The following is a 21,388-nucleotide window of genomic DNA, read 5'->3' as shown; positions in this document are numbered from 1 at the left end:
AAGGAATATTGGTTTTTCTTATACACCCAGTCCCGGCAAGGTGGCAGCCATTCCAGGATGACAAGGCAAGCTCCGCAATGAACAGCTACTTCACCGGCCTCTTGACCATGGCCAGTCTCATCATGGCGCTGGGCGCCCAGAACACCTATCTGCTGGCCCAGGGATTGCGCCGCGAGCACCATCTGGCCATTGCCGCCTTCTGCCTGACCTGCGATGTCATCCTGGTGGCCGCTGGCGTGCTGGGGCTGGCCGCGCTGATCCAGCACAGCCCGCTGCTGGTGGTCATCCTGCGCTGGGGCGGCGCGGCCTTTCTCATCTGGTATGGCGCCCAGGCGCTACGGCGGGCCTGGAAGCCGGCGGCAATGGGCAGTCTGGAGACCACGAGTCCGCGCAGCCGGCGCCAGGCGCTGCTCGCCGCCGCCGCCGTCTCCCTGCTCAACCCCCATGTCTATCTGGACACGGTGCTGCTGGTAGGCTCCCTGGGCAGCCAGCAGGCCGCGCCCCTGGCCTATGTCTTCGGCGCGGCCACGGCCTCCATGCTGTGGTTCTTCGGTCTCGCCCTGGGCGCTGCCTGGGCCGCGCCCTATCTGGCCCGCCCGGGGGTGTGGCGGCTGATCGATCTGCTGGTGGCGCTGGTGATGTTCGCCGTCGCGGTGCAGTTGCTGGTCTCGACCTGAGGCTGGTCTTCGCCGGGCGAGCGCCCTAAGCTGCGGCTCTGCGTTTTCTGTCGAGAGTCCACATGCCCTTCGCCCGCTCGCTCCGTAGTCAGAGCCTGCTCCTGTTTGGCGGCAGTCTGCTGCTGATGCTGCTGATCGCCCTGGCCGGCTTCGGCCTGCTCTCCCGCGAGCTGCACCGCTACCAGCACCTGATCGAAGGGCCGCTGGAGCGGCTGGTGGAGATCGACGACACCCACCTGACCTTCAAGATCCAGGTGCAGGAGTGGAAGAACTTTCTCTTGCGCGGTGGCGATGCCGCGACCGCCGAACGCTACTGGCAGGCCTTTCTGACCCGCGAAGCGGAGGTCGACCAGCGCCTGCAACAGCTGGCCACCCACGTCGACCCCGAACTGCAACCACGACTCCAGGCCTTGCGTGCCCAGCACGTACGCCTGGGCGAGCGCTATCGCGCCGGCCATGCCGCCTATCTGGCCCATGACCGCGATCCGCGCCGCGGCGATGCCGAGGTCCGTGGTATCGACCGGGAGACCGCCGAGGGCTTCGCCGCCCTAGTCGACGACCTACATGGACGCACCGCCGCGCAGATCGCCGCCATCCGCGCCGAGGCCCAGCGCGACATCCTGCTCGCTGGCCTGGCCCTGCTGCTCTGTGGCGGCGGCCTGCTGTTCCTCGGGGTACGGCTGGTGGAGCGTCGACTGGTGGATCCGCTAGTGGCCTGCGCCCGGCAACTGGGGCTGCTGGCCCGCGGACGCTTCGGCGAGCGCCTACCCGGCGGGCGCGATGACGAACTGGGCCGCCTGACCCTCAGCACCAATCTCCTGCGCGAGGCCGCCGTGCAGCACACCCACGACCTGCGCCACCAGGCCAACGAAATCGGCGCCCTCAGCGCCCTGCTGGCCAGTCAGTTGCTGACCGAACCAGGTCAGCCAGCGCGCGACATCGATCCGCAGGTACTCAAGGACGTCAGCCGCCGCCTCGCCGACATCGCCGGCGATCTGCAGGAGGCCGCCAGCCAGCGGCAGGACTGAGGTGCGGCGCTAGAGCTGCGCCGGTACCTCGCGCCATTGCCCCGGTGCCAGGTCGTCCAGCGCCCAGGGACCGATGCGTACCCGCACCAGGCGCAGGGTCGGCAGGCCGACAGCAGCGGTCATGCGGCGCACCTGGCGATTGCGGCCTTCGCGGATGGTCAGCTCGATCCAGGCGGTTGGCACGCTCTTGCGAAAGCGCACCGGCGGATCGCGCTCCCAGAGCACCGGCGGCTCGCCCAGCAGGCGGGCTTCGGCCGGCAGCGTGGGGCCGTCATTGAGTTCGACGCCCTGGCGCAGGCGCTGCAACTGCTCGTCACTGGGAGTGCCCTCCACCTGGGCCAGGTAGGTCTTGGGCAGCTTGTGCCGGGGATCGGCGATGCGCGCCTGCAACTGGCCATCGTTGGTCAGCAGGAGCAGGCCTTCGCTGTCGCGATCCAGACGGCCGGCGGGATAGACCCCTGGCACCGCAACGAAGGCCTTCAGGGTCGCGCGGCCGTCAGCGTCGGCGAATTGGGTGAGCACATCGAAGGGCTTGTTGAGCAGCAGCAGCCGCGGCGTGACCGGCGGTGCCTTGGCCTGGCGACGGGGCCGCTGACCGGGGGTGGAACGGGTATTTCGCGACATGGGGATCGATGGCGGTTAGTAAGAGCCTGTACAAAGGCTCGCGAGCTAGAGCCAAACAAGGCGAAAATGTCTGAGGAAGCGGAGTTTACAAAGAGTAAATGAGCATTCCGACCGGGCTGGCGATCCAGGACATTTTCAACGCCGTTTGGCCGACGCGCAGCAGACTTTGAATAGGCTCTTAAAGGTAATCTGGATCGCCCAGTCTATTCCTCCGAGGTCCCATGCGCATCTTTCGTCCGCTGTGGCTGATCCACCTGCTCACCCTGGCCGGTTGCGCTTCGTCCGCCTACGAGGGTCCGCGCTCCGATCATTTCGACGGCGCGCGCTTCCACAACCTGGCGCCACGCGAGGACAAGAGTCTCTGGACGCTGCTGAAATGGCAGTTCACCCGCACCCGTCCCGAGTGGACCTGGCAGGACGGCCCAGCCGTGCCGACACGACCGGCGACGCGGGTCGAGGGCGGTGAGTTGCGGGTGACCTTCGTCAACCACGCCACCCTGCTGATCCAGCACCAGGGCCTCAACATCCTCGCCGATCCGGTGTGGTCGGCGCGGGTCAGTCCCTTCAGCTTCATCGGGCCCCGGCGCTATCACGCCCCCGGCGTGGCCCTGGATGACCTGCCGCCGCTGGACCTGATCTTCGTCAGCCACAGCCACTACGACCATATGGATCTGGCGACCCTGCGGCGCCTGGCCGAGCGCGCGCCCCTGACACCGGTGGTGACGCCCCTGGGCAATGCCGAGCTGATCCGCCGCGAGACCGGCTTCGTCACGGTCAGCGAACTGGACTGGTGGCAGAGTCTGCCGCTCAAGGACGGCATACGCCTGCACCTGGTGCCTGGCCAGCACTGGTCGGCGCGCAGTCGCTTCGACACCAATCGGCGGCTGTGGGGTGGCTTCGTGCTGGAAGCGCCGACCGGGCCGGTCTATTTCGCCGGCGATACCGGCTGGGGTCCGCACTTCGCGCAGATCCGCGAACGCCTCGGCGCACCGCGCTTCGCCGCGTTGCCCATTGGCGCCTATGAACCCCGCTGGTTCATGCAGGACAGCCACCTGAACCCGGACGATGCCGTACGCGCCCATCAGGCGCTGGGCGCTGCCAGCAGTCTGGGCATCCACTTCGGCACCTTTCCCCTGAGCGACGAAGGGCAGTTCGCACCGCCCCGCGATCTGGCCCATGCCCGGACACTGCATGGGCTGGCGGACGAGGCATTCAGGACGCTGGCACCGGGTGAGGTCTGGTCGGTGCCCTGAGGTCAGCCGCCGACCTTTGCTGTTTCGATCAAAGGCGGTAGAGAGGAAGCGCTGAGCCAATCCATGAGGGTGGCTCTCATACCGATTCCCCAATGCTGGTCATAGAGCATCCAGGCCCCGGTGACCACGATGGCCCAGAGAATGCTGAACAGCGAACCGACCAGAAAGTATTCGGCAAAGTCCCGCTGATCCAGCTCCTTGAAGCAAGCGACGGTCTTGAGCGCTATCACCGCCGCGAGGATTTCCCAGCTGTTGCTCAGCAGTCCCGCAGCCAACACCAGGCGCTCGAGCCAACCGATGAGGCGTCCCGCGGAAAAGGCGCCATCGACGGCTGAGTCTGGCACCCCTGGCCGCTGCATGCGGATGAGCATCCTGCGACACAAGGCATTGCCGAGCTCGGTCAACAGGACCAAGGCAAAGAGCGTATAGGCCAGTGCATGCAATCCCTGCAGCAACCCGTTCACTGTTCAGCCTCCCTGCGATCCAGATCTGCCAGTACCTCCAGCACGGCGTTCCACTGTTGGCTATAGGCGTCGAAGTGACCGGAGGTACGTACCTTGTAGATGCTATGGACCGATACCTGACGCTGCTCTGCCAGCTCCGCTGGCGACTGTCCGTTCAAGAGTGCCGCGATATCGCTCAACTGACGTTGCGTCCAACCCTTCTCGATAACCGTCAAGCCAACCCCTAGCGCATCGAGGGCGATCTCCAGCAGTGGCTCCTGTGGCAGCGAGAAACCATAGCGGCAGAGCGCACGCTTTTCATTGAGCTTGTGCCGACTGCGGCTAAGGCCCGGCCCCATCATGTTCCAGGCCTGTTGCGGATTCACCGCCGTTTCTATCCGGGCCAGCCCCAGGACGAAGCGGCAGTCGATATCGCGCTGCAGGAGATCCAGCCTGATGTCACGCAACAGCCGAGCGCCGGCATTCAAGGAGGTCACCAGACCCTGAAATTCGTCTCCAAGGGTGATGGTCAGCGGTGATGCCAAGACGTCGGCATAACGCCTGTTGTGCTGCACTACCGCTTCATTGAAGGCCTTGTGTAACTGCGCAATATCGGCGGCGTGCTCGCTGTGCACCAAGTCGCCCATTACCACTGCGAGCGTTCTGGCGGTTTTTACCTGCTTTGGGGTCATTTTCGTGATGTAACTAAAAAAGGGTCAACAAGCACTTTTTACCCAAAAATGGTATGACTCGCCTAGTGTTAGCTATCACCAGTAACCAGCAGGCAAGAGACAAAGGCCGCCAGAGCTTTTGAGGACACCCTCAACGCCTCGCCGCTTCCGCCCGTTGATTCTGGTTACTCTACCAGCCCCTTATCCCAAAGCCGCACCAGTTCGCTGGGCGCCCGGTCCTCGGGGATCAGCAGGGTCAGTTCGTCTTCCTGCTCGGCGGGTTGCGGGCGAAAGCGCAGCTCCACCTTGAAATAGCGCTGATCGCCACGCCCGACCTGGGTCGGTTCGCCGGATTCCGGCAGACAGCGTTCCAACACCGAGCAGATGCGCCCGCGCTGGGCGCTGTCGTATTGGCCGAATTCGATCTCCCGCGGTTTGCTCAGCGCATGCAGGGGCGCGAAGCCGCCCTGGCGCGAGAGCCGTACCACGGTGTCCTTGCCCAGCGGGGGAAGTTCGCGCATTGCCCTGTTCCTCTAGCTAAGGGTGACGCCTACACCGGCCCAGGCTTCCTCGACGGCCTGGACCTCGGCCGACTCGGCACCGAAGCGGCGACCGGCGTTGGAGACGGTCAAGCGGGCGAAGGCGGCGAAATCCGCATCGTTGGCCAGGCGGCTGTCGCAGAGGGTGTCGTACCAGATCGGTCCGGCCTTTTCCCAGGCATGACCACCCAGGGCCAGCGCCGCCAGGTAGAAGGCCCGATTGGGAATGCCCGAGTTAAGGTGGACGCCGCCGTTGTCTTCGCGGGTCTCGATGTAGTCGCGCATATGCCCGGGCTGGGGGTCCTTGCCCAGGGTCGGATCGTCGTAGGCGGTGCCCGGTTCGGCCATGGACCTCAGGCCCTTGCCGTTGATCTTTTGGGTGAGCAGCCCGGCGCCGATGATCCAGTCCGCCTCGGCAGCGGTCTGCTTGAGTTCATACTGCTTGACCAGGATGCCGAAGACATCGGACACCGACTCGTTGAGCGCACCGGACTGGTTGAAGTACACCAGCCCCGCCTCGCTCTCGGTGACGCCATGCACCAGTTCGTGAGCGATGACATCCAGGGCGATGGTGAAACGGTTGAAGATCTCGCCATCACCGTCGCCGAATACCATCTGTTCGCCGTTCCAGAAGGCGTTCTGGTACTCCTGGCCATAGTGGACGGTGCCGGCGAGCGGCAGGCCCTGGCCATCGATGGAATTGCGGCCGAAGACTTCGTTGAAGAATTTGAAGGTGGCGCCCAGGTAGTCATAGGCCTCGTCCACCGCTACGTCGCTCAGCGGCGGCTGCCCCTCCTGGCGCACCAGCCGCCCGGGCAGCTGCATGGCATTGCCGGCATCGAAGATGCTGCGCTGCGGACTGGCGTCATCGGTGCGCGGCAGAGCCCCGACCGGGGCCTGGCGCACCCCGGGACGACCGGGATTGTGCAGCAGACTCTGGACGTGACTCAGGGTGGTCAGGGCGCAGGAACGCTGGTGTTCGTCGCCATGATCGATGATGCGACCAAGAATGTAGGGGGGAATCACCCCCTGGTAGGTGCCCGGGTTACGAGACATGCGCGCCCTCCTCCTCTGGGGGACAAAGGTCCCCGATCACCGCAGCGTGCGGTCCTGCTGATTGGACCACGAAACGACCAGACGACTCCCGCCTCTTCACCCGGAGGCAGGCTTCTGGTACAAAGGCACCCCACGCGGGCGTCGTATAATGGCATTACCTGAGCTTCCCAAGCTCATGACGAGGGTTCGATTCCCTTCGCCCGCTCCAGATCCAGACGGCCTCCAATCAGTCCTTGCGGACCAGCTGATTGGGGGCCGTTGCGTTTCCGGCCCTCATTTCCGTGCGGTTCAGCCTGGACGACATGGGGCTTACCCTACGTCCACCAACCCCTTCACCCGCTGCGCCAGAGCCTCCACCGCGAAGGGCTTGGTCAGGATCGCCATGCCGGGTTCCAGATGGCCGTCGCTGAGCAGCGAGGTTTCGGCGAAGCCGGTGATGAACAGGACCTTGAGCGCCGGGCGGTGGACGCGGGCGGCGTCGGCCAGTTGGCGGCCGTTCATGCCGCCGGGCAGGCCGACGTCGGTCACCAGCAGGTCGATACGGGCATCGGAGTGCAGCACTTCCAGGCCGCCGGCGCCGTCGGCGGCCTCGATGATGACGTAGCCCAGCTCGCGCAGCAGATCGGTCACCAGCATGCGCACCGTGGGTTCGTCGTCGACCACCAGCACCGTGGCATTGGCGCCTTCCAGCGGACAGGGTCGCCCGTCCGCCAGAGGCGTCTCGCCTGGCTGCTCTACCGGCCGCAGTGGCAAGTAAAGGCAGACGGTGGTGCCCTCCTCCGGCGTCGAGCGCAGCCGCAGCTGACCGCCGGACTGGCGGGCGAAGCCATAGATCATCGACAACCCCAGGCCCGTGCCCTGGCCCATGGGCTTGGTGGTGAAGAAGGGCTCGAAGGCCTTGGCGGCGACCTCCGCTGTCATGCCGCTGCCGGTATCGGTCACGCTCAGGTGTAGATAGCGTCCAGGTGGCAGCTCGAAATCGCGGGTATCTCCGTCACCGAGGGTGCGATAGCTGGCGGCGATGAGGATGCGCCCACCGTTGGGCATGGCATCGCGGGCGTTGATGCACAGATTGAGCAGGGCATTCTCCAGCTGGGACTGATCCACCAACAGCGGCTGGTCGTCCGGCAGACTGGTGAACTGCACCTGGATGGCGGGCCCCACGGTGCGCTGCACCAGATCGAGCATGCCGCCCACCAGCTGGTTGACCACCGTGGCCTCCGGGGCCAGGGTCTGGCGGCGAGCGAAGGCCAGCAGGCGATGGGTCAGGGCGGCGGCGCGCTTGGCGCTGCCCTGGGCGGCCAGCAGGTATTTTTCCAGCTCAGTGAAGCGCCCCTGGCCGATGCGCAGGCCCATGAGGTCGAGGCTGCCGGAGATTCCGGCGAGCAGGTTGTTGAAGTCGTGGGCCAGGCCACCGGTGAGCTGGCCGACCGCTTCCATTTTTTGCGACTGGCGCAGGGCTTCTTCCGAGCGGCGGAGGTCTGCGGTGCGCTCTTCGACGCGCTGCTCCAGGGTGGCGGTCAGGTCGCGCAGCTCCGCCAGGGCACGGTCACGCTCGTCGGCCAGGGCCCGGCGGGCGTCCACGTCCAGCAGCACGCCGGGAAAGCGCAGCGGGGTGCCGTCCGCTGCCAGCTCGACATGGCCGTTGGCCTCCAGCCAGTAGTAGCGACCGTCCCTGCGGCGCACCCGGTACTGGTGGGCATAGCGCCCGCCGCGTCCGAGCACGTCGGCGATGGCCGCGGCCAGGCCCGCCTGGTCGTCCGGATGCACGTTGGCGACCACCTGCGCCAGGCTCAGCCCATCACGGCCCAGCGCCGGGTCCAGGCCGAAGTGGCTGGCGAAGGCTTCGTCGACGGTGAATCTGTCGGTGGGTAGATCCCAGTACCAGGTGCCGATGATGGCGCCGGCGGCCAGGGCCAGCTGCACCCGTTCGGCCGCCGCCAGCACGCTGCTCTTCGCGGCACGGGCGCTGTCGCGTTCGTCGATGCGCGCCGAGAGCTCCTGTTCGAGGGTCAGGTTGTGTCGGCGCAGCGCGGCTTCGGCGATGTCGCGCTGGCGATGGGCCTGGACGCTGGCGGTGGTCTCGGTGGTGATGTTGAGCATGCCGACGATGCGCCCGCCGTCACGCAGCGGACTATAGGAAAAGCTCCAGTAGGTGTCCTCGGGATAGCCGTTGCGGGTCATCACGAAGTGCTTGTCGACGAAGTGCAGCGCCTCGCCGGCGCGTGCCCGGTCGATCAGCGGGGCGATCTCGTCCCACAGCTCCACCCAGACCTCGTGGATCGGCTGCCCCAGTGCCGCGGGATGCCGCGCACCGAGAAAGGGGGCGTAGGCGTGGTTGTAGATCAGCGTCTGCTCGGCGCCCCAGGTGGCGCACATGGCGAAGGGCGAGGCCATCAGCAGATCGTAGGTGGTCCGTAGCGCGACGGGCCAGCCAGCACGGCCAACCAGCGGCGTGGATTCCCAGGCGAAGGTTTCTAGGTAGGACAAGGAACGACTCACTGGCAGAGGCACTGAGGGATCTCGTGGCCGTCCGGACCCTCTGCAAGGCGTCCGGATGCCCATGATAGGCAGGTACGGGAGTCCCTGCCAGAGTTCCAGGTGACCGACGGCGCAGCCCTGCCCATCGATGGTCGGGCCGGCCCTGCGGCATGCTGTCCCGGTGAAACGACTGGCACCGGCGACGTGCATCTCTTACCGTGTGGCCCCCGCTGTCGCTGTCAGGTATCCGCTCGTCATGTCCGCGTCTTCCACCCCGCCCGAGGGGCTGCAACGCAGCCTGTCCAATCGCCATCTGCAACTGATCGCCATCGGCGGCGCCATCGGCACCGGCCTGTTCATGGGCTCGGGCAAGACCATCGCCCTGGCCGGTCCCTCGATCCTGCTGGTCTATCTGATCATCGGCAGCGCGCTGTTCTTTGTCATGCGCGCCCTGGGCGAACTGCTGCTGTCGGATCTGGAGTACAAGTCCTTCATCGACTTCTGCACCGACCTGCTCGGGCCCTGGGCCGGCTTCTTCTGCGGTTGGACCTACTGGTTCTGCTGGATAGTCACCGCCATCGCCGATGTCATCGCCATCGCCGCCTATGCCCAGTTCTGGTTTCCCAGCCTCGCGCCCTGGATCCCAGCGCTGCTCTGCGTGCTGCTCCTGCTGGGCCTCAACCTGGTCACGGTGCGACTCTTCGGCGAACTGGAATTCTGGTTCGCGCTGATCAAGATCGTCGCCATCTGCGCCCTGATCGTCACCGGCTTCGGCCTGGTGCTCTGGGGTTTCCAGTCGCCCTCGGGCAACGTGGCGAGCCTGAGCAATCTGTGGAACGACGGCGGCTTCTTCCCCATGGGGCTGGGCGGCTTCTTCGCCGGTTTCCAGATCGCCGTGTTCGCCTTTGTCGGCATCGAGCTGGTGGGCACCACCGCCGCCGAGACCGCCGATCCCCGGCGCAACCTGCCCCGCGCCATCAACTCCATTCCGGTGCGCATCCTGGTGTTCTATGTGTTGGCGCTGGTGGTGATCATGGCGGTGACGCCCTGGCGCCAGGTGGTGCCGGACAAGAGTCCCTTCGTCGAACTCTTCGTGCTGGCCGGCGTGCCCATGGCCGCCAGCCTGATCAACTTCGTGGTGCTGACCTCGGCCACCTCCTCGGCCAACAGCGGCATCTTCTCCACCAGCCGCATGCTCTATGGCCTGGCCCGCGAAGGCCACGCGCCCCGCGGCCTCACCCAGCTTTCGCGAGCGGCGGTACCGGCGCGCGGACTGGTACTGTCCTGCCTGTGCCTGCTGCTGGGCACGGTGCTGATCTACCTGATCCCCAACCTGGTTACCGCCTTCACCCTGGTCACCACCCTGGCGGCGGTGCTGTTCATGTTCGTCTGGTCGCTGATCCTGCTGGCCTGGCTGGCGTACCGCCGCAACCGCCCAGAACGCCATGCCGCCTCGGCCTTTCGCCTGCCCGGCGGGCGCTGGGTGTGCTACGGGGTGCTGGCCTTCTTCGCCGCGGTGCTGGTCTTGCTGACCCTGCAGGACGACACCCGCCAGGCGCTGCTGGCCAGTCCGCTGTGGTTCCTGCTGCTGGGGGTGGGCTACTGGTGGCGCGGGCGGACGCTACGCGGCGGCTAGACCGGCGCTGCCCGCTCAACCCACCGACCAGAGTTCATCGAGGCGGGTGGTGTAGCGCGGGCTGAGCAGGTCGCGACGCATCTGCCAGGCGGGATCCCGGGGAATCCGGGCTGGACGCAGGGTTTCGCGACCGAACTTGCCGTTGATGGCGTCCAGCGTCGCCATCAGCCGGGTAGCGGCCGGATCCGGTGCGGAAGCGAAGAGATCCGCGGCCACCTCGCTACGGCCGTAGAGATCGAGCAGCAACACCTCGGCCTTGGCATAGCCGAAGCCGTCGCGAAAGATCTCGCGCAGGCCGGACTGGGCATAATCGTTGAGTACCCGGGTGTCGTCGCTGGGCACCGGCAGATTGAGCAGGGCGGCATTGGCATAGCGAGCCTCGTCGGCGCCGTGCATGCCGGTCTGGATGCTGACCCTCAGGGTGCGACAGAGCGAACCCTGGGCGCGCAGCTTTTCCGCGGCGCGGGCAGTGTAGCTGGCCACCGCCTCGGCCAGGGCGCCGAACTGGTACTGGCGACGACCGAACATGCGGCTGCTGCAGATGGTCTGCCGCGGCGCTTCCAGTTCTTCCAAGCTCAGGCAGGCCAGCCCGCGCAATTCCCGCGCGGTCTTTTCCAGCACCACGCTGTAGCGCTGGCGCAAGGACCAGGCATCCTGCGCCGCCAATTCCCAGGCAGTGGTGATGCCCTGCCCCCGCAGCCGCTCGGCCAGGCGCCGGCCGACACCCCAGACATCTTCGATCGGCGAATGCTTCAGCACCCAGTCATGCACCACCGGATCGCGCAGATCCAGCACGCCACCGGTGCGCTCCGGCCAGCGCTTGGCGGCGGCATTGGCCAGCTTGGCCAGGGTCTTGGTGCCGGCGATGCCGACGCTGACCGGGATGCCCGTCCATTTCTGCACCCGCGCCTGCAGGCGGTGGCCGAGGGCGTCCAGGGGCTCGGGCAGGCCGGCCAGATCGGCGAATACCTCGTCGCGCTAAAGGTAAGTTAGTGCACTATGGACACACTCAATCACGCGTCACAGCTGTGCTCGCGAGACGCGCAAAGCGTCCACAGGTAACAGCGAACCTGATTGCAGCTCGCGGTGCAATGTCCATACCTGCGCACGTGGCACCACTACTCAACTGATGTAGGCTGACGCTGCAGGCGAGGCAGTAGGGTATGCGGCTGACATCTGAGCTGAATGGCTATGCGATACAGTTTCTCGATCGTGATATTGACCTCGCCCCTTTCCACTCGGCCCATATAGCTGCGATCTATCCCGCAAGCGAAGGCGAGCGCGTCTTGAGACATCCCTACAGATAACCTCTTCTCTCGAATTCTTTCCCCGAGATCCTTCGCCAGCGCCTGCATATCCGCCTCTTGTGACCAAGGCGGGACTATCAGTCGTTTCCAAGAACGCACGCGACGGATTATAATCCGCATTTCGCTAGCTTCAGCGATACTGGGCGCTCGTATGAAATCCGCAATATTCAGGCTGGACAGGCAGCTTTATGAGCTGCTCACGGATGAGCGGTGCCGACAATTTACGATTCGGTCATTGAGCGATTCGTACGCCATTCGCTCACGCGGACTGGCCGAAGGTTTGGATCTTTGGCGCTACATCTATGATCAGGTCCGGCGTCTCGTGCGTATGGGGTGGGTGGGCCAAGACTCAATCAAGCGCAGGCGTAATCAAATCTTTCATGTGATGACCATGCCGCCAGACATCACTTTGGTCCTTATTGATGCTAAAGCCACTACTACAGATACAGACGCAGTTTCCGATCAATCAATAGTTAGAGCAAGTAACCATCAGTGTCATTGGAGTCCAACAGAGCACTTAGAGTCGCTGGCTAAGGAAATTCGTTTAGACATGCTTACTGCGATGGGCGAAGCAGAGAGATACAAGCAATTGTTTACTGAGATACCAGTACTTAGAACCCAAATTGAAGGCGACTACTTGGAAGCCAGAGATCGCAGCTCAAAGCTCTTGGGTCACCTCCGCGCTATTGAAAACACACTTAAGATATTAGTTGTGCAATGAAAGAACTGCGTGAATGGCAACAAGCTTGTATTACAGCCGCCATGGAGCATTACCGCTCTTCTGCTCATTTTTTCTGCCAAGCCACCCCCGGATCAGGGAAAAGCAGGATGGCAGCAGAACTAGCGAAAGAAATGTTGAAGGCCGGCTTAATTGATCTTGTTCTCTGCTTCGCCCCTTCTTGTCAGGTGGTGGATGGATTAGAAAAGACCTTTTCCAAAGTACTCGGTCTACCCTTTAATGGGCAGCTGGGATCCGCAGGTGTTGCGTCGACATATCAAGCCATGGACTACCGATCGGCTGCATTTTGGAAATTGGTGGAAGATTACCGTGTGTTAGCAATCTTTGATGAAATCCATCATTGCGCAGGTCATGACCCCCTTCTCAGTAACGCGTGGGGCCAGACAATTCTACAAAGATTGCAGGACAAAGCCACGTTTACGCTTGCTCTATCCGGAACTCCTTGGCGCTCCGACGAGCGGGCCATTGTTTTGGCTAGGTACTCGAATCCTGAAGGCCGTCTAGTCTGCGACTTCACTTATGGACTTAGGGAAGCCGTATCCGACAGAGTTTGCCGCACACCCCGCATCGTGGTCTTGGATAATAACTCCATACGCCTCACTGAGCAGTCAGATAGCGCTCCAATTGTCACTACTCATCGCAGTATCGCCCAGCTTCTAAATGAGAGCCCGATTTCATTCGAAAAACTCCTCAGTCACCCAGAACTGATAGAAAAGATTCTCTCCCTTGGGCAAAGCCGGCTTGAAGAGGTACGCAAGACCGTTCCTAATGCGGGAGGATTGATAGTGGCGACAAACATTCGCCATGCCAACCAGATCGCTGCAGCTTTGAGGCAGAGTGGTGAAGATTGCGTTGTTGTGACAAACCGGACGCCAAACGCGCACCAAGTCATTGAAGGCTTTAGAAACGGGACAGGTAGATGGATTATTGCAGTAGGGATGATCAGCGAGGGAACTGACATACCTCGCTTACAGGTTTGTTGCTACCTAAGTCGAATACGCACTGAACTACACTATCGCCAGGTATTAGGGCGGATTCTTCGACGCATTGGAGATGAGGATAACCGCGCTTGGCTGTACATCTTAGCCGAACCCTCTTTGCTTGAATTTTCACAACGTATTTCTCAAGACCTTCCTGACGACGTCACCGTCTTGGAAAATGTGCAGATTTCAAAACGTAGCGATGAAAATCTTCGCGCACCATGCAATGATGAATGGGAATTAAGCTCTGATCACCTCGACGTAAAAATAGGACGACTCAGCGCCGTAGAGGATTTCGACGTCACGGTCAGTGAGGATATTTTATTTCACGTAGAGCTTTCAAAGGACTTCAGAACCGAGATACTTTCTTTGTACTGAACCGGTCAACTCGCAATGAATGAATTTCAAAAGAGTCTTGGCAAGAGGGAAAACCGGAGGGGGAGGCAACAAGATGAGCCATTGCCAACGAAGTCCTCCGGCACCCAATTCATCATATCACCTTAAAAGCTCTGCGTTACAGAAACGAAGTGCAAACGAATAAACCAGTAACTGAGCAGCGATTTTCTGTGCACTCCATAGAAAATAATAGCGTGATTTTTATAAAGATGCCGCCAATTTCACACGCTTGCTGGAGCCTAAAGCAAAGAAACTATTTGATTCAGCAGACCCACATTTTATATAAGGCAATCGAAATTCTAGGTAGTTATAAATCCGCGCTGCGATGGTTTGAGTCGCCAGCACGGGGCCTCAATGGCGCCTCTCCCTGCCAGGCGCTTAATCAAAAATCCGGATACCTTGAAATTCAGCTTTTATTAACAAGAATAGATTACGGAGTATACATATAAAAACGACCATCATCATGTTAAAGCCGAACATTTGAAATATTTCTGATGTCAGGTGGAATTTTTTGAAGAAGATAGCAGGGGCTATGCATGACCAAACACCGTTCAAAATACCGAACCACTGAGAGTACCGTTACCATTGAAGCTGCCCTGCAAAAAATTGCGGCCAGCGGGCTTAAGGAGCGCTTCATGCAACAGGATCGCACTGGCGCTTACGAAGCCGAACTAGACATGGAACATAGTAACTTTGCCCGCAGCAAAAAAACCGCCGGTGAAGATGATACAGAATAAGATCATCTATCAAACTACTGGCCGTAATGCAACGCTACTGTTTAAGACGGCGCACCGTTAAGCACACCGCAGCATGATCAAACTCTAAAACACATTATCAGAATCTAAACCTGACGCCTCTTCGGCAATTGGCATAGTAGCCTGCGCAGCAGGAGACTCCATCGAATCAAAAAAGGACCTCAATGGAGCAAAAGCTTTTTGATTACCAACCTCATCTATATTAATCACAACCTCAGCGGCGCCAGCAGTAGTGCCGACTGCCTCGCCTATCGAATCATCTTCATCCGCAACCTCTTCCACAGGATCTAAATCTACAAAGTCCTGCCACATCATCATCTTATAATGCGGCATATGATCCAGTACCTTAAAGACCTTATAGAAAATCCTCATATAGCTTTGCGCCATTGCATCGCTGATCGCTACATACAATTCATCAGGCGAATAGTGGGAGCCATCGTTGACCCAGCTGATCAAAGACTGACATTGAATCTTTTCGTGCCCTTCAAACTTATCAATAATCGCGTGAATATTAATATTACCTAGAATTTTAAAATAATTCTCCAAGATTCTGCGCATAGTGTTTTGTATAGTCAGTGTTGGCAAAGGATTTTTCGTCAACTCCGCCCATAGCAACTGATACGATGTTTTAATAGGATTGCATTCAAAGCCCTCGACTTTAGAAAAATGACCAGGCTTACGTACCACCCAGAACGTCTCATCGTTGATAGAGTTGTCTGCAGCCCGCTGAGGATTGAAGCTAATCTCTTTGTGGAAGTGCACATTATGGGTCAATACAAAAATCTGTTTTAGATTATTTCCCTTTTGACGGACCTCCTGAAAAAGCTTCTTGATTAAGCTACTAACAATGAACAGAACATCGCTATCCAAACTTGAAACGGGGTCATCAATGACAACTATGCGATCAGTACTGATCCCCGATGCCGTCACACTTCCCTTAAGCAAATGGTAAAAATATAAGAAAGTGACAAAAGTCTTTTCGCCTTCGCTAAGGGTGGCCTTGGCCTCTGCCCCATCTTTTCTTATAAGTCGATAAGCGTTATCGGTACATGCAGCGTCCAAGGAGAAGCTGCTGAATCCGAAGTCTCTCAAAATCTTATTGATGGCATTTACAGTTGGTTTCACACTGGTCAGAGCGTTCTCAATGCTCGCAATTTCCGCTTCAGCCATAGCTATATCAATGTTTGCCCTCTCTATACTTGCACTGATCCCATCGATTGCCTTACTAATACGCGTAGCATCTCTGGAATAATCAGCGAGCGTATCCTTAAGTTCAACATCAAGAAGATAGCGCCATACCGCATCAGTTAAATTTTCTTGCTCAACCGAGAAACCTGACACAAGGCGATTATGCTCAAAAACCTCACGGTTCGCGGCATTTATCAATTCCGAAATTCTATTTGGAACTTCACCAATACGTTCCAAAGTCACTTCAGCGCTTGGGCTTCTTACCTTCAATTCAATACGCTGATTATTCACTAGCATAATTGCGTTCAGCGCCTGCAACTCAAGATCAAGCGTTGACTTATCCAAATGGGCACATTCTGAGGCCAGAACCATTTGAGCACGAACTATTACGTTTTCCACTACTGAGCGATATAAACTCTGAAACTGGGACAGCGCTTTGGTTTCAGCCTCGAACGTCGCATCAAAGTAGTCCGAAAGGCTCTTTTCAAATTCATGGGGAAGCTTCTGCTGGCAGAAAGGGCACCCATCGTCTGTCTGGTCCAAAAATGTCATACCTTGCCTAACCCAGTCGCTGTTTCCCAAAAACTGGATCATTGCAGAGACATTTACGTCTTTTTTTCCCACTATTTTCTTGATCAGAATAGGATTCTGTTCAAGTGATACCAATTGAGACAGGTCCAAGTCGGCGACACTAGCCATCCGTGGCGGAGTGTCTTTATAAAGCACTTCTGCTCGCTTCCTGAGATTCTCTATGTCGCACAGTTCGGAGGAATTACTTTTGCTTTCCTTTAACACCCTGCCTTTAAAGGCCTCGCGATTGTTCCTCAGCCCTTTAAATGCCCCATGAAATTCATTATCGTATTTCTGTTTCTGCTCCCAGCATCGAGCGACTAGCTTCGCATCCAGCGCCTGCTTCTCTGCGATTTTCCCGCTCTTACCGTCTAGACCGTTCAAATTCTCTTGCGCCCTAGCTTTGAGCAGCGCATAACGATCCCTTTCTTTTTTCAGTTCGTCTAGACGGTCGAGCTGTGCTTGCTCAGCCTGCCCGAGCGTAAATACCCCTCTAAAATGTTTCGAATCGGTGAAATTTGTAGATATGAAGTCGCTATTGTAGACCATCGGTGAAACTGGACTACCCTTTGCCCAAACAATCTTGGAAGCAGCTGATAGATGGGGATTGCTTATCAGCCTACTGATCGTCGTCTTGCCTGCTCCATTTGCACCGTAGAAATAGTTTACGGCTTTCAATCCATCAATGGTTTCGGAGGAGGTATCGCAGTAGGTCGCTATGCCTGAAAGGGAGATTGACTCAATCATTTCTCGCATCCATGGAGATATAAGAGCAGGACAAGCTGACGGCAGCTTTGAATAGTAAGCAGCACATTTGCAAAGCGGAGGCTTGCTTCCTGCTGCTACGCGTTGGTCACTACACCATTTTGTGCAAGCAACGGCAACACTGGGGCCAACGCGAATTAGCTGCCTTCGTCGATCTGACGTTGCTATAGAAGCTGTAAAAGAGAGCTCTAGCACGCCGTATAGGTCTCATTACGTGAGGTAAACAGCATCACCTGTGCAAAAATGCGCGCTATTCGCTTTGTTACGAGCGGACTGCTACGTCCGACGAATAGCACAGTGATGATCACCCTGTATCGACGTATCGCAGCGACGTTGGCTAGTCGAAATGGGCCTACGACCTAGCGTCGTGGCTTTGAGATACAGACCGGTGGATACCTCGATGCGCTTGGTCTCATGAGTGAAATAGCGAAGAGAGGCTAGTTCCTCCACTCGGATCTGATGCGTGTTACTACTAACTGGCGCACCGATGGAGAAGGGCTTAGGTTAAAAAACGCATTTGGAGCACGGATAGTTTATGGTCAAAGCAAGGATCGGTTGGGCGGATGGGTGGACGGGGCATTGAGCTAGGATCCGACGGCAACCGGTCCTAGGTGTGCAAGCGTTCAGGTCCTATAGGTGAGGATGATGACGCCGCATTACACTAGCAGTTGCATCCAAAACTCTACGCGCCCTTAGGCGCCTAAATGCAGTGCCGGTGACGTATGGAAAAAAGACTGGATAGCTCTGGGAATGCAACGAAAGCCTCGGAGGAGCTACAGCGTGCGTTCGCGTCGACGCCTCAAATGGAGCTGGCAAAAGCGGCTGCGCTGAATGCGATGCCCAACCTGGAGCACGTCAAAGCGGCAGCCCTACATTCGACGCCCCATATGGAATGGGCAAGGGCCGCAGCACTGAATCACATGCCTTACCTTGAGCAGCTTCAGGCAATACTCAAGCCAACTCCCCAAATGGAGATACTCCAGGCCACATTGCAGAAGCAAAGTCACCACTATGAAGCACTCCGAGCATCACTGACGTCGGTGCCTAATCTGGACGCACTTCAAGCCATGGGGATCAATCTCAGCCCGCAGTTTGAAGCAGCCAAGGCGCTATTGAAGCCAGTGCCAGGACTTGAAGTGCTTATGGCCAAGCTGAAACCGCTTGTGCTCGACACGTCGAAATTGCTGCCAGCGTTGTCCGCGCTGAACCTCACGAAACTGGATGGGGACCTTTTAAAAGCAGCGGAGCCCTCTAAGGCGCTTCTCGACGCCGTCTCTTATGCAGGACATCTATTTCAGGACGACAGTGGGAGGCATAGGCAGCTCTCTCGTTTAATCACCCAATACCTTCCAGCCGACGGTCCGCAGAGAGGTGACATAAGCGACACCAGTCGCGTTGGCCAAGAGTTGTCTGCGGCCGCAGAGGCAGGGGACCTGTCACGGCTAAGTCCAAAGGCTTTACTGTCCTTTTTGATGCTCTTAGCCTGCCTTGTATCTTTAGTCGCCAACTTTGGCGGCGCACGGCAAGAGCTATGCTTCTGGCAGCCTACACTGCTTCCCGAGATGACTTCAGGTCAGAAGGGAAAAGCCATTCGCCGCTTAGCTTGTGACGCCCCTTCTGACGTGTTGAAGAACATGCGGTTTGTTAGGGGCACTGGCGTGCAGCTTCGAGAGTCCCCAAGCATGAAAGGCCGAGTGCTTTCTGTTTCGCTTTCGGATGGTGATCTGCTGGACATTATCAGCTCAGAGAACCGCGACTGGCTGCTTGTCTCAGTGGTGGGACAAGACGGTGTTGAAGGCTGGATATCCCGAAGGTACGCAATACAAATAAAGCGCTAGTCTAGTGCATATCATTGACATGCCTGTTGGTGCATTCACAGGGCGTGGTTGGTCCCTTTAGCCAGCGGGCATACACGTATACAACAACGGCCGGGATATCTAGATCTTCCATACTTGGTCAACTCTAGTGGTGTACTCCTGGCTGAGCAGCTCTCGCCTCATCGACCAGCCAGGGGTTTCCCGAATCCGCGCTGCGCGTAAGGTGCCACGGCCATACTTGCGATTCACCGCATCTAAGGTGGCCATCAGCTGGTCAGCGATGGCAGACTGTGCCGGCATGAACAGGTCGCCAGTGATCTCGCCGCGCTGGCAGATCTCGGCCAGTAGGATTTCAGCCTTGGAATAGGCGTATCCCTCTCGGTAAATCCGGGCCAAGCCGAATTGGGCGTACTGAATCAGCACCCGAGTATCGTCAGTCGGATAAGGCAGCTGCAGGGTCACGCTATTGGCATAGCGTGGCTGTTCGGGATTGAACATGCCGGTCTGAATTCCAACACGGAGAACCTGGCACAGGGATTTCTGGGCTCTGAGCTTTTCTGCAGCCCGAGACGTGTAGCTAGCCACCGCCTCAGCCAGCGCCGAGAGCTGGTACTGCCGGGTACCGAACATGCGGCTGCTGCAAATAATCTGCTTCGGCGGTTCGACCTCCTCAAGGTCGAGGCAGCATACGCCCCGGAGTTCCCGGGCGGTCTTTTCCAGGACGACGCTGAATTGCTTGCGCAGTGACCAGGCATCGTACTGGGCGAGGTCCCAAGCCGTTTGGATGCCCATGGCCTTGAGCTTCACCTTGAGCCGATGGCCCACACCCCACACCTCATCGACGGGCAGCTTGCGCAGCACCTTGTCTCGCAGGTTCTGGTCGCGGAGATCCACCACTCCGCCGGTGCGATCAATCCAGCGCTTGGCAACGTGATTGGCGAGCTTGGCCAGCGTCTTGGTGTTGGCTATTCCGACCCCTACTGGGATTCGTGTCCATTGAAAGACTTTCTTCTGGACCGTCCGCCCGAGCTCAGTGAGAGGCTCTGGCATCCCTGTAAGGTCAGCAAAAACTTCATCAATACTGTAGATCTCATAAGCCGGCACTAGGCTGCCGATTGTACGCATCACCCGGTCGCTCATGTCGCCATACAGCGCGTAGTTGGAGCTGAAGGCCACTACTCCCTGCTGTCGCGCAAACTCACGCAACTGGAACCATGGTGCCCCCATCTTGATCCCCAACTGCTTCGCTTCGGCGCTGCGCGCGATGACACAGCCATCGTTGTTGCTGAGGACCACCACTGGCACGCCGTTGAGGTCGGGCCTGAACACTCGCTCGCAGCTGCAGTAGAAGCTGTTGCAATCGATCAGCGCATAAACTTGGTCAGGCATGACCGAGGCGCCGCAGGCAATCGGTAGCGATGCCCCAGACCTCGAATTCGTCCTCTTCCCGCACCGGGATCGGTTTGTAGTGGCGATTGGCCGAATGCAGTTCGTACTGGCCATTGGCATTGCGCTGCAGCGTCTTGATTAGCGGCTCGCGATTTAGCGCAGCGACCACCACGTCACCCGGTACCGCCTCACGCGCCCGGGTGATGATCAACAAGTCGTTCGGGAAGATGCCCAAGCCCATCATGCTGTCCCCGGTGGCCCTGACGATGTAGGTGTGTGGAGCTTTGATGTTCAGGAGGTCATCGAGCGAGATGACCGATTCGAGGTGATCCTGCGCCGGTGACGGAAATCCGCAAGGGACACGGAAGAGAAAGACAGGTAACGCCGTTTCAGACGGAGCCAGATTGGCGACAAATTCGATAGACATAGCAAAGCGAGCCTCCTTTCGTCAGACTGTGTATTTATACAGTTAGCAAAAGGCTAGCCTCTCTGTCCATTAAGCATCACTCGTCGCCGACGACCGGAAATTTCTAGGTGTGGCCGTTTCGCTCACTACCGTGCTGCGATTGAATTTCTGCGGGCGTATGTCTCGGACCTTCAGACTGGCCTTGAGACTTAGGCTATCGACTGCCGCAGCATCCACGAGCGCCAGCTTTTCGGTCTCTGCAACCAGACATCGCCCGCGAATAATTTGATCTAGAGCTTCCAGAAGATCGTGCAGCCAAGGTCGACGTCGAGGAGGCACCCCGCACGGTTAAGGCTTTCGAGTAGTACACCGTAAGCAAGGCGGTTTGCAGCGTTGAGAACGACAGACCTGATCTTTTTAGCCTTATCGACAATCCCCTACAGTGAGCACAATGTCCCACGCCATCCTGCAACGCGATTTGTCTTATTGCATGCTTGCTCTACTGCTGAGTGCCCGTATCCACGGCACCGATGAAGCAGTCCGTGCCACTGCTAAGCGTTGTATTAAGCAGCTTCCAAAACGCCAGCGAGACCTGATGTTCAATGTGATCCAGAGTCATCAGCCGCTGCGGATGGTAAGAACCATGGCCCGCAATCTGGACTGAAATG

At 58.9% G+C, this 21,388-nt stretch carries 21 protein-coding genes, 1 tRNA gene and 1 pseudogene; 11 read left to right on the top strand and 12 right to left on the bottom strand.

Annotated features, from left to right (window positions below; all coding sequences use genetic code 11):
* Positions 1 to 77: 77 nt before the first annotated feature.
* Entirely contained in the window at positions 78 to 677 is a 600-nt protein-coding gene (locus tag LRS53_RS19645; RefSeq protein ID WP_231357032.1) for a LysE/ArgO family amino acid transporter, read from the top strand.
* Between the two features lie 62 nt (positions 678 to 739).
* Entirely contained in the window at positions 740 to 1,705 is a 966-nt protein-coding gene (locus LRS53_RS19640) for a hypothetical protein (protein WP_231357031.1), read from the top strand.
* A 9-nt stretch (positions 1,706 to 1,714) separates the two neighbouring features.
* Here LRS53_RS19640 and LRS53_RS19635 read toward each other — a convergent pair whose 3' ends face one another.
* Positions 1,715 to 2,329, bottom strand: a complete 615-nt coding sequence (locus LRS53_RS19635) for a pseudouridine synthase (protein ID WP_231357030.1) — start codon at positions 2,327 to 2,329, stop codon at positions 1,715 to 1,717.
* 221 nt (positions 2,330 to 2,550) lie between these two features.
* Here LRS53_RS19635 and LRS53_RS19630 point away from each other — a divergent pair, with 221 nt between their 5' ends.
* Positions 2,551 to 3,582 (top strand): MBL fold metallo-hydrolase, encoded by a 1,032-nt coding sequence (locus LRS53_RS19630; RefSeq protein WP_231357029.1) that lies wholly within the window; start codon positions 2,551 to 2,553, stop codon positions 3,580 to 3,582.
* Between the two features lie 2 nt (positions 3,583 to 3,584).
* On the opposite strand, the gene LRS53_RS19625 is transcribed toward LRS53_RS19630, so the two are convergent.
* The 4 genes from LRS53_RS19625 to LRS53_RS19610 all read right to left on the bottom strand — a co-directional run bounded on the left by LRS53_RS19625 (position 3,585) and on the right by LRS53_RS19610 (position 6,291).
* Positions 3,585 to 4,046, bottom strand: coding sequence for a hypothetical protein (locus LRS53_RS19625; RefSeq protein WP_231357028.1), 462 nt, complete (start codon positions 4,044 to 4,046; stop codon positions 3,585 to 3,587).
* Positions 4,043 to 4,672, bottom strand: coding sequence for a SatD family protein (locus LRS53_RS19620; protein WP_231357027.1), 630 nt, complete (start codon positions 4,670 to 4,672; stop codon positions 4,043 to 4,045). Before LRS53_RS19620 ends, LRS53_RS19625 begins: the two co-directional genes overlap by 4 nt.
* Positions 4,673 to 4,881: 209 nt before the next feature.
* Positions 4,882 to 5,217, bottom strand: coding sequence for a protealysin inhibitor emfourin (locus LRS53_RS19615; RefSeq protein WP_017640065.1), 336 nt, complete (start codon positions 5,215 to 5,217; stop codon positions 4,882 to 4,884).
* 12 nt (positions 5,218 to 5,229) lie between these two features.
* Positions 5,230 to 6,291, bottom strand: coding sequence for a M4 family metallopeptidase (locus tag LRS53_RS19610; RefSeq protein ID WP_231357026.1), 1,062 nt, complete (start codon positions 6,289 to 6,291; stop codon positions 5,230 to 5,232).
* 134 nt (positions 6,292 to 6,425) lie between these two features.
* On the opposite strand from LRS53_RS19610, the gene LRS53_RS19605 reads away from it, so the two are divergent.
* A tRNA-Gly gene (locus LRS53_RS19605) sits at positions 6,426 to 6,499 on the top strand.
* 101 nt (positions 6,500 to 6,600) lie between these two features.
* Here LRS53_RS19605 and LRS53_RS19600 read toward each other — a convergent pair.
* Complete coding sequence (locus tag LRS53_RS19600; protein WP_442968539.1) at positions 6,601 to 8,670, bottom strand: ATP-binding protein; 2,070 nt, start codon at positions 8,668 to 8,670, stop codon at positions 6,601 to 6,603.
* Positions 8,671 to 9,028: 358 nt separating this feature from the next.
* Here LRS53_RS19600 and cycA point away from each other — a divergent pair, with 358 nt between their 5' ends.
* Positions 9,029 to 10,408, top strand: a complete 1,380-nt coding sequence (cycA, locus tag LRS53_RS19590) for a D-serine/D-alanine/glycine transporter (RefSeq protein ID WP_064307395.1) — start codon at positions 9,029 to 9,031, stop codon at positions 10,406 to 10,408.
* 15 nt (positions 10,409 to 10,423) lie between these two features.
* Here cycA and LRS53_RS24050 read toward each other — a convergent pair whose 3' ends face one another.
* The 3 genes and pseudogenes from LRS53_RS24050 to LRS53_RS19580 all read right to left on the bottom strand — a co-directional run bounded on the left by LRS53_RS24050 (position 10,424) and on the right by LRS53_RS19580 (position 11,763).
* Positions 10,424 to 11,167, bottom strand: a complete 744-nt coding sequence (locus tag LRS53_RS24050; RefSeq protein ID WP_442968538.1) for a DUF4113 domain-containing protein — start codon at positions 11,165 to 11,167, stop codon at positions 10,424 to 10,426.
* Between the two features lie 84 nt (positions 11,168 to 11,251).
* Positions 11,252 to 11,371 (bottom strand): annotated as a pseudogene (locus LRS53_RS24045) (Y-family DNA polymerase); the annotation flags it as partial.
* Positions 11,372 to 11,526: 155 nt separating this feature from the next.
* Positions 11,527 to 11,763, bottom strand: coding sequence for a helix-turn-helix domain-containing protein (locus tag LRS53_RS19580; protein ID WP_231357025.1), 237 nt, complete (start codon positions 11,761 to 11,763; stop codon positions 11,527 to 11,529).
* Between the two features lie 187 nt (positions 11,764 to 11,950).
* On the opposite strand from LRS53_RS19580, the gene LRS53_RS19575 reads away from it, so the two are divergent.
* The 4 genes from LRS53_RS19575 to LRS53_RS19565 all read left to right on the top strand — a co-directional run bounded on the left by LRS53_RS19575 (position 11,951) and on the right by LRS53_RS19565 (position 14,567).
* A complete protein-coding gene (locus LRS53_RS19575; protein WP_231357024.1) occupies positions 11,951 to 12,436 on the top strand; it encodes a hypothetical protein in 486 nt (161 codons plus the stop codon).
* Complete coding sequence (locus LRS53_RS19570; RefSeq protein WP_231357023.1) at positions 12,433 to 13,812, top strand: DEAD/DEAH box helicase; 1,380 nt, start codon at positions 12,433 to 12,435, stop codon at positions 13,810 to 13,812. Before LRS53_RS19575 ends, LRS53_RS19570 begins: the two co-directional genes overlap by 4 nt.
* 227 nt (positions 13,813 to 14,039) lie before the next feature.
* Positions 14,040 to 14,279: an antitoxin Xre/MbcA/ParS toxin-binding domain-containing protein gene (locus tag LRS53_RS24040; RefSeq protein ID WP_442968537.1), complete on the top strand. Its 240-nt coding sequence runs from the start codon at positions 14,040 to 14,042 to the stop codon at positions 14,277 to 14,279.
* A gap of 87 nt (positions 14,280 to 14,366) precedes the next feature.
* The gene (locus LRS53_RS19565) at positions 14,367 to 14,567 is read left to right on the top strand and encodes a hypothetical protein (RefSeq protein WP_231357022.1); all 201 of its coding nucleotides are present in this window, start codon (positions 14,367 to 14,369) and stop codon (positions 14,565 to 14,567) included.
* A gap of 84 nt (positions 14,568 to 14,651) precedes the next feature.
* On the opposite strand, the gene LRS53_RS19560 is transcribed toward LRS53_RS19565, so the two are convergent.
* Complete coding sequence (locus tag LRS53_RS19560; protein ID WP_231357021.1) at positions 14,652 to 17,090, bottom strand: AAA family ATPase; 2,439 nt, start codon at positions 17,088 to 17,090, stop codon at positions 14,652 to 14,654.
* A 740-nt stretch (positions 17,091 to 17,830) separates the two neighbouring features.
* On the opposite strand from LRS53_RS19560, the gene LRS53_RS19555 reads away from it, so the two are divergent.
* Positions 17,831 to 18,946, top strand: a complete 1,116-nt coding sequence (locus LRS53_RS19555) for an SH3 domain-containing protein (RefSeq protein ID WP_231357020.1) — start codon at positions 17,831 to 17,833, stop codon at positions 18,944 to 18,946.
* Positions 18,947 to 19,045: 99 nt separating this feature from the next.
* On the opposite strand, the gene LRS53_RS19550 is transcribed toward LRS53_RS19555, so the two are convergent.
* Both LRS53_RS19550 and LRS53_RS19545 read right to left on the bottom strand, forming a co-directional pair.
* A complete protein-coding gene (locus tag LRS53_RS19550; RefSeq protein ID WP_231357019.1) occupies positions 19,046 to 20,314 on the bottom strand; it encodes a Y-family DNA polymerase in 1,269 nt (422 codons plus the stop codon).
* Positions 20,307 to 20,741, bottom strand: a complete 435-nt coding sequence (locus LRS53_RS19545) for a LexA family protein (protein ID WP_058772456.1) — start codon at positions 20,739 to 20,741, stop codon at positions 20,307 to 20,309. The genes LRS53_RS19550 and LRS53_RS19545 overlap by 8 nt, the downstream gene beginning before the upstream one ends.
* Positions 20,742 to 21,171: 430 nt before the next feature.
* Here LRS53_RS19545 and LRS53_RS19540 point away from each other — a divergent pair, with 430 nt between their 5' ends.
* A complete protein-coding gene (locus LRS53_RS19540) occupies positions 21,172 to 21,384 on the top strand; it encodes a DUF7740 domain-containing protein (protein ID WP_231357018.1) in 213 nt (70 codons plus the stop codon).
* Positions 21,385 to 21,388 lie beyond the last annotated feature (4 nt).

The sequence above is a fragment of the Pseudomonas sp. PLB05 genome (assembly GCF_021106615.1).
Lineage (GTDB): Bacteria > Pseudomonadota > Gammaproteobacteria > Pseudomonadales > Pseudomonadaceae > Chryseomonas > Chryseomonas benzopyrenica.
This window is presented reverse-complemented; position numbering and strand designations above follow the sequence as displayed.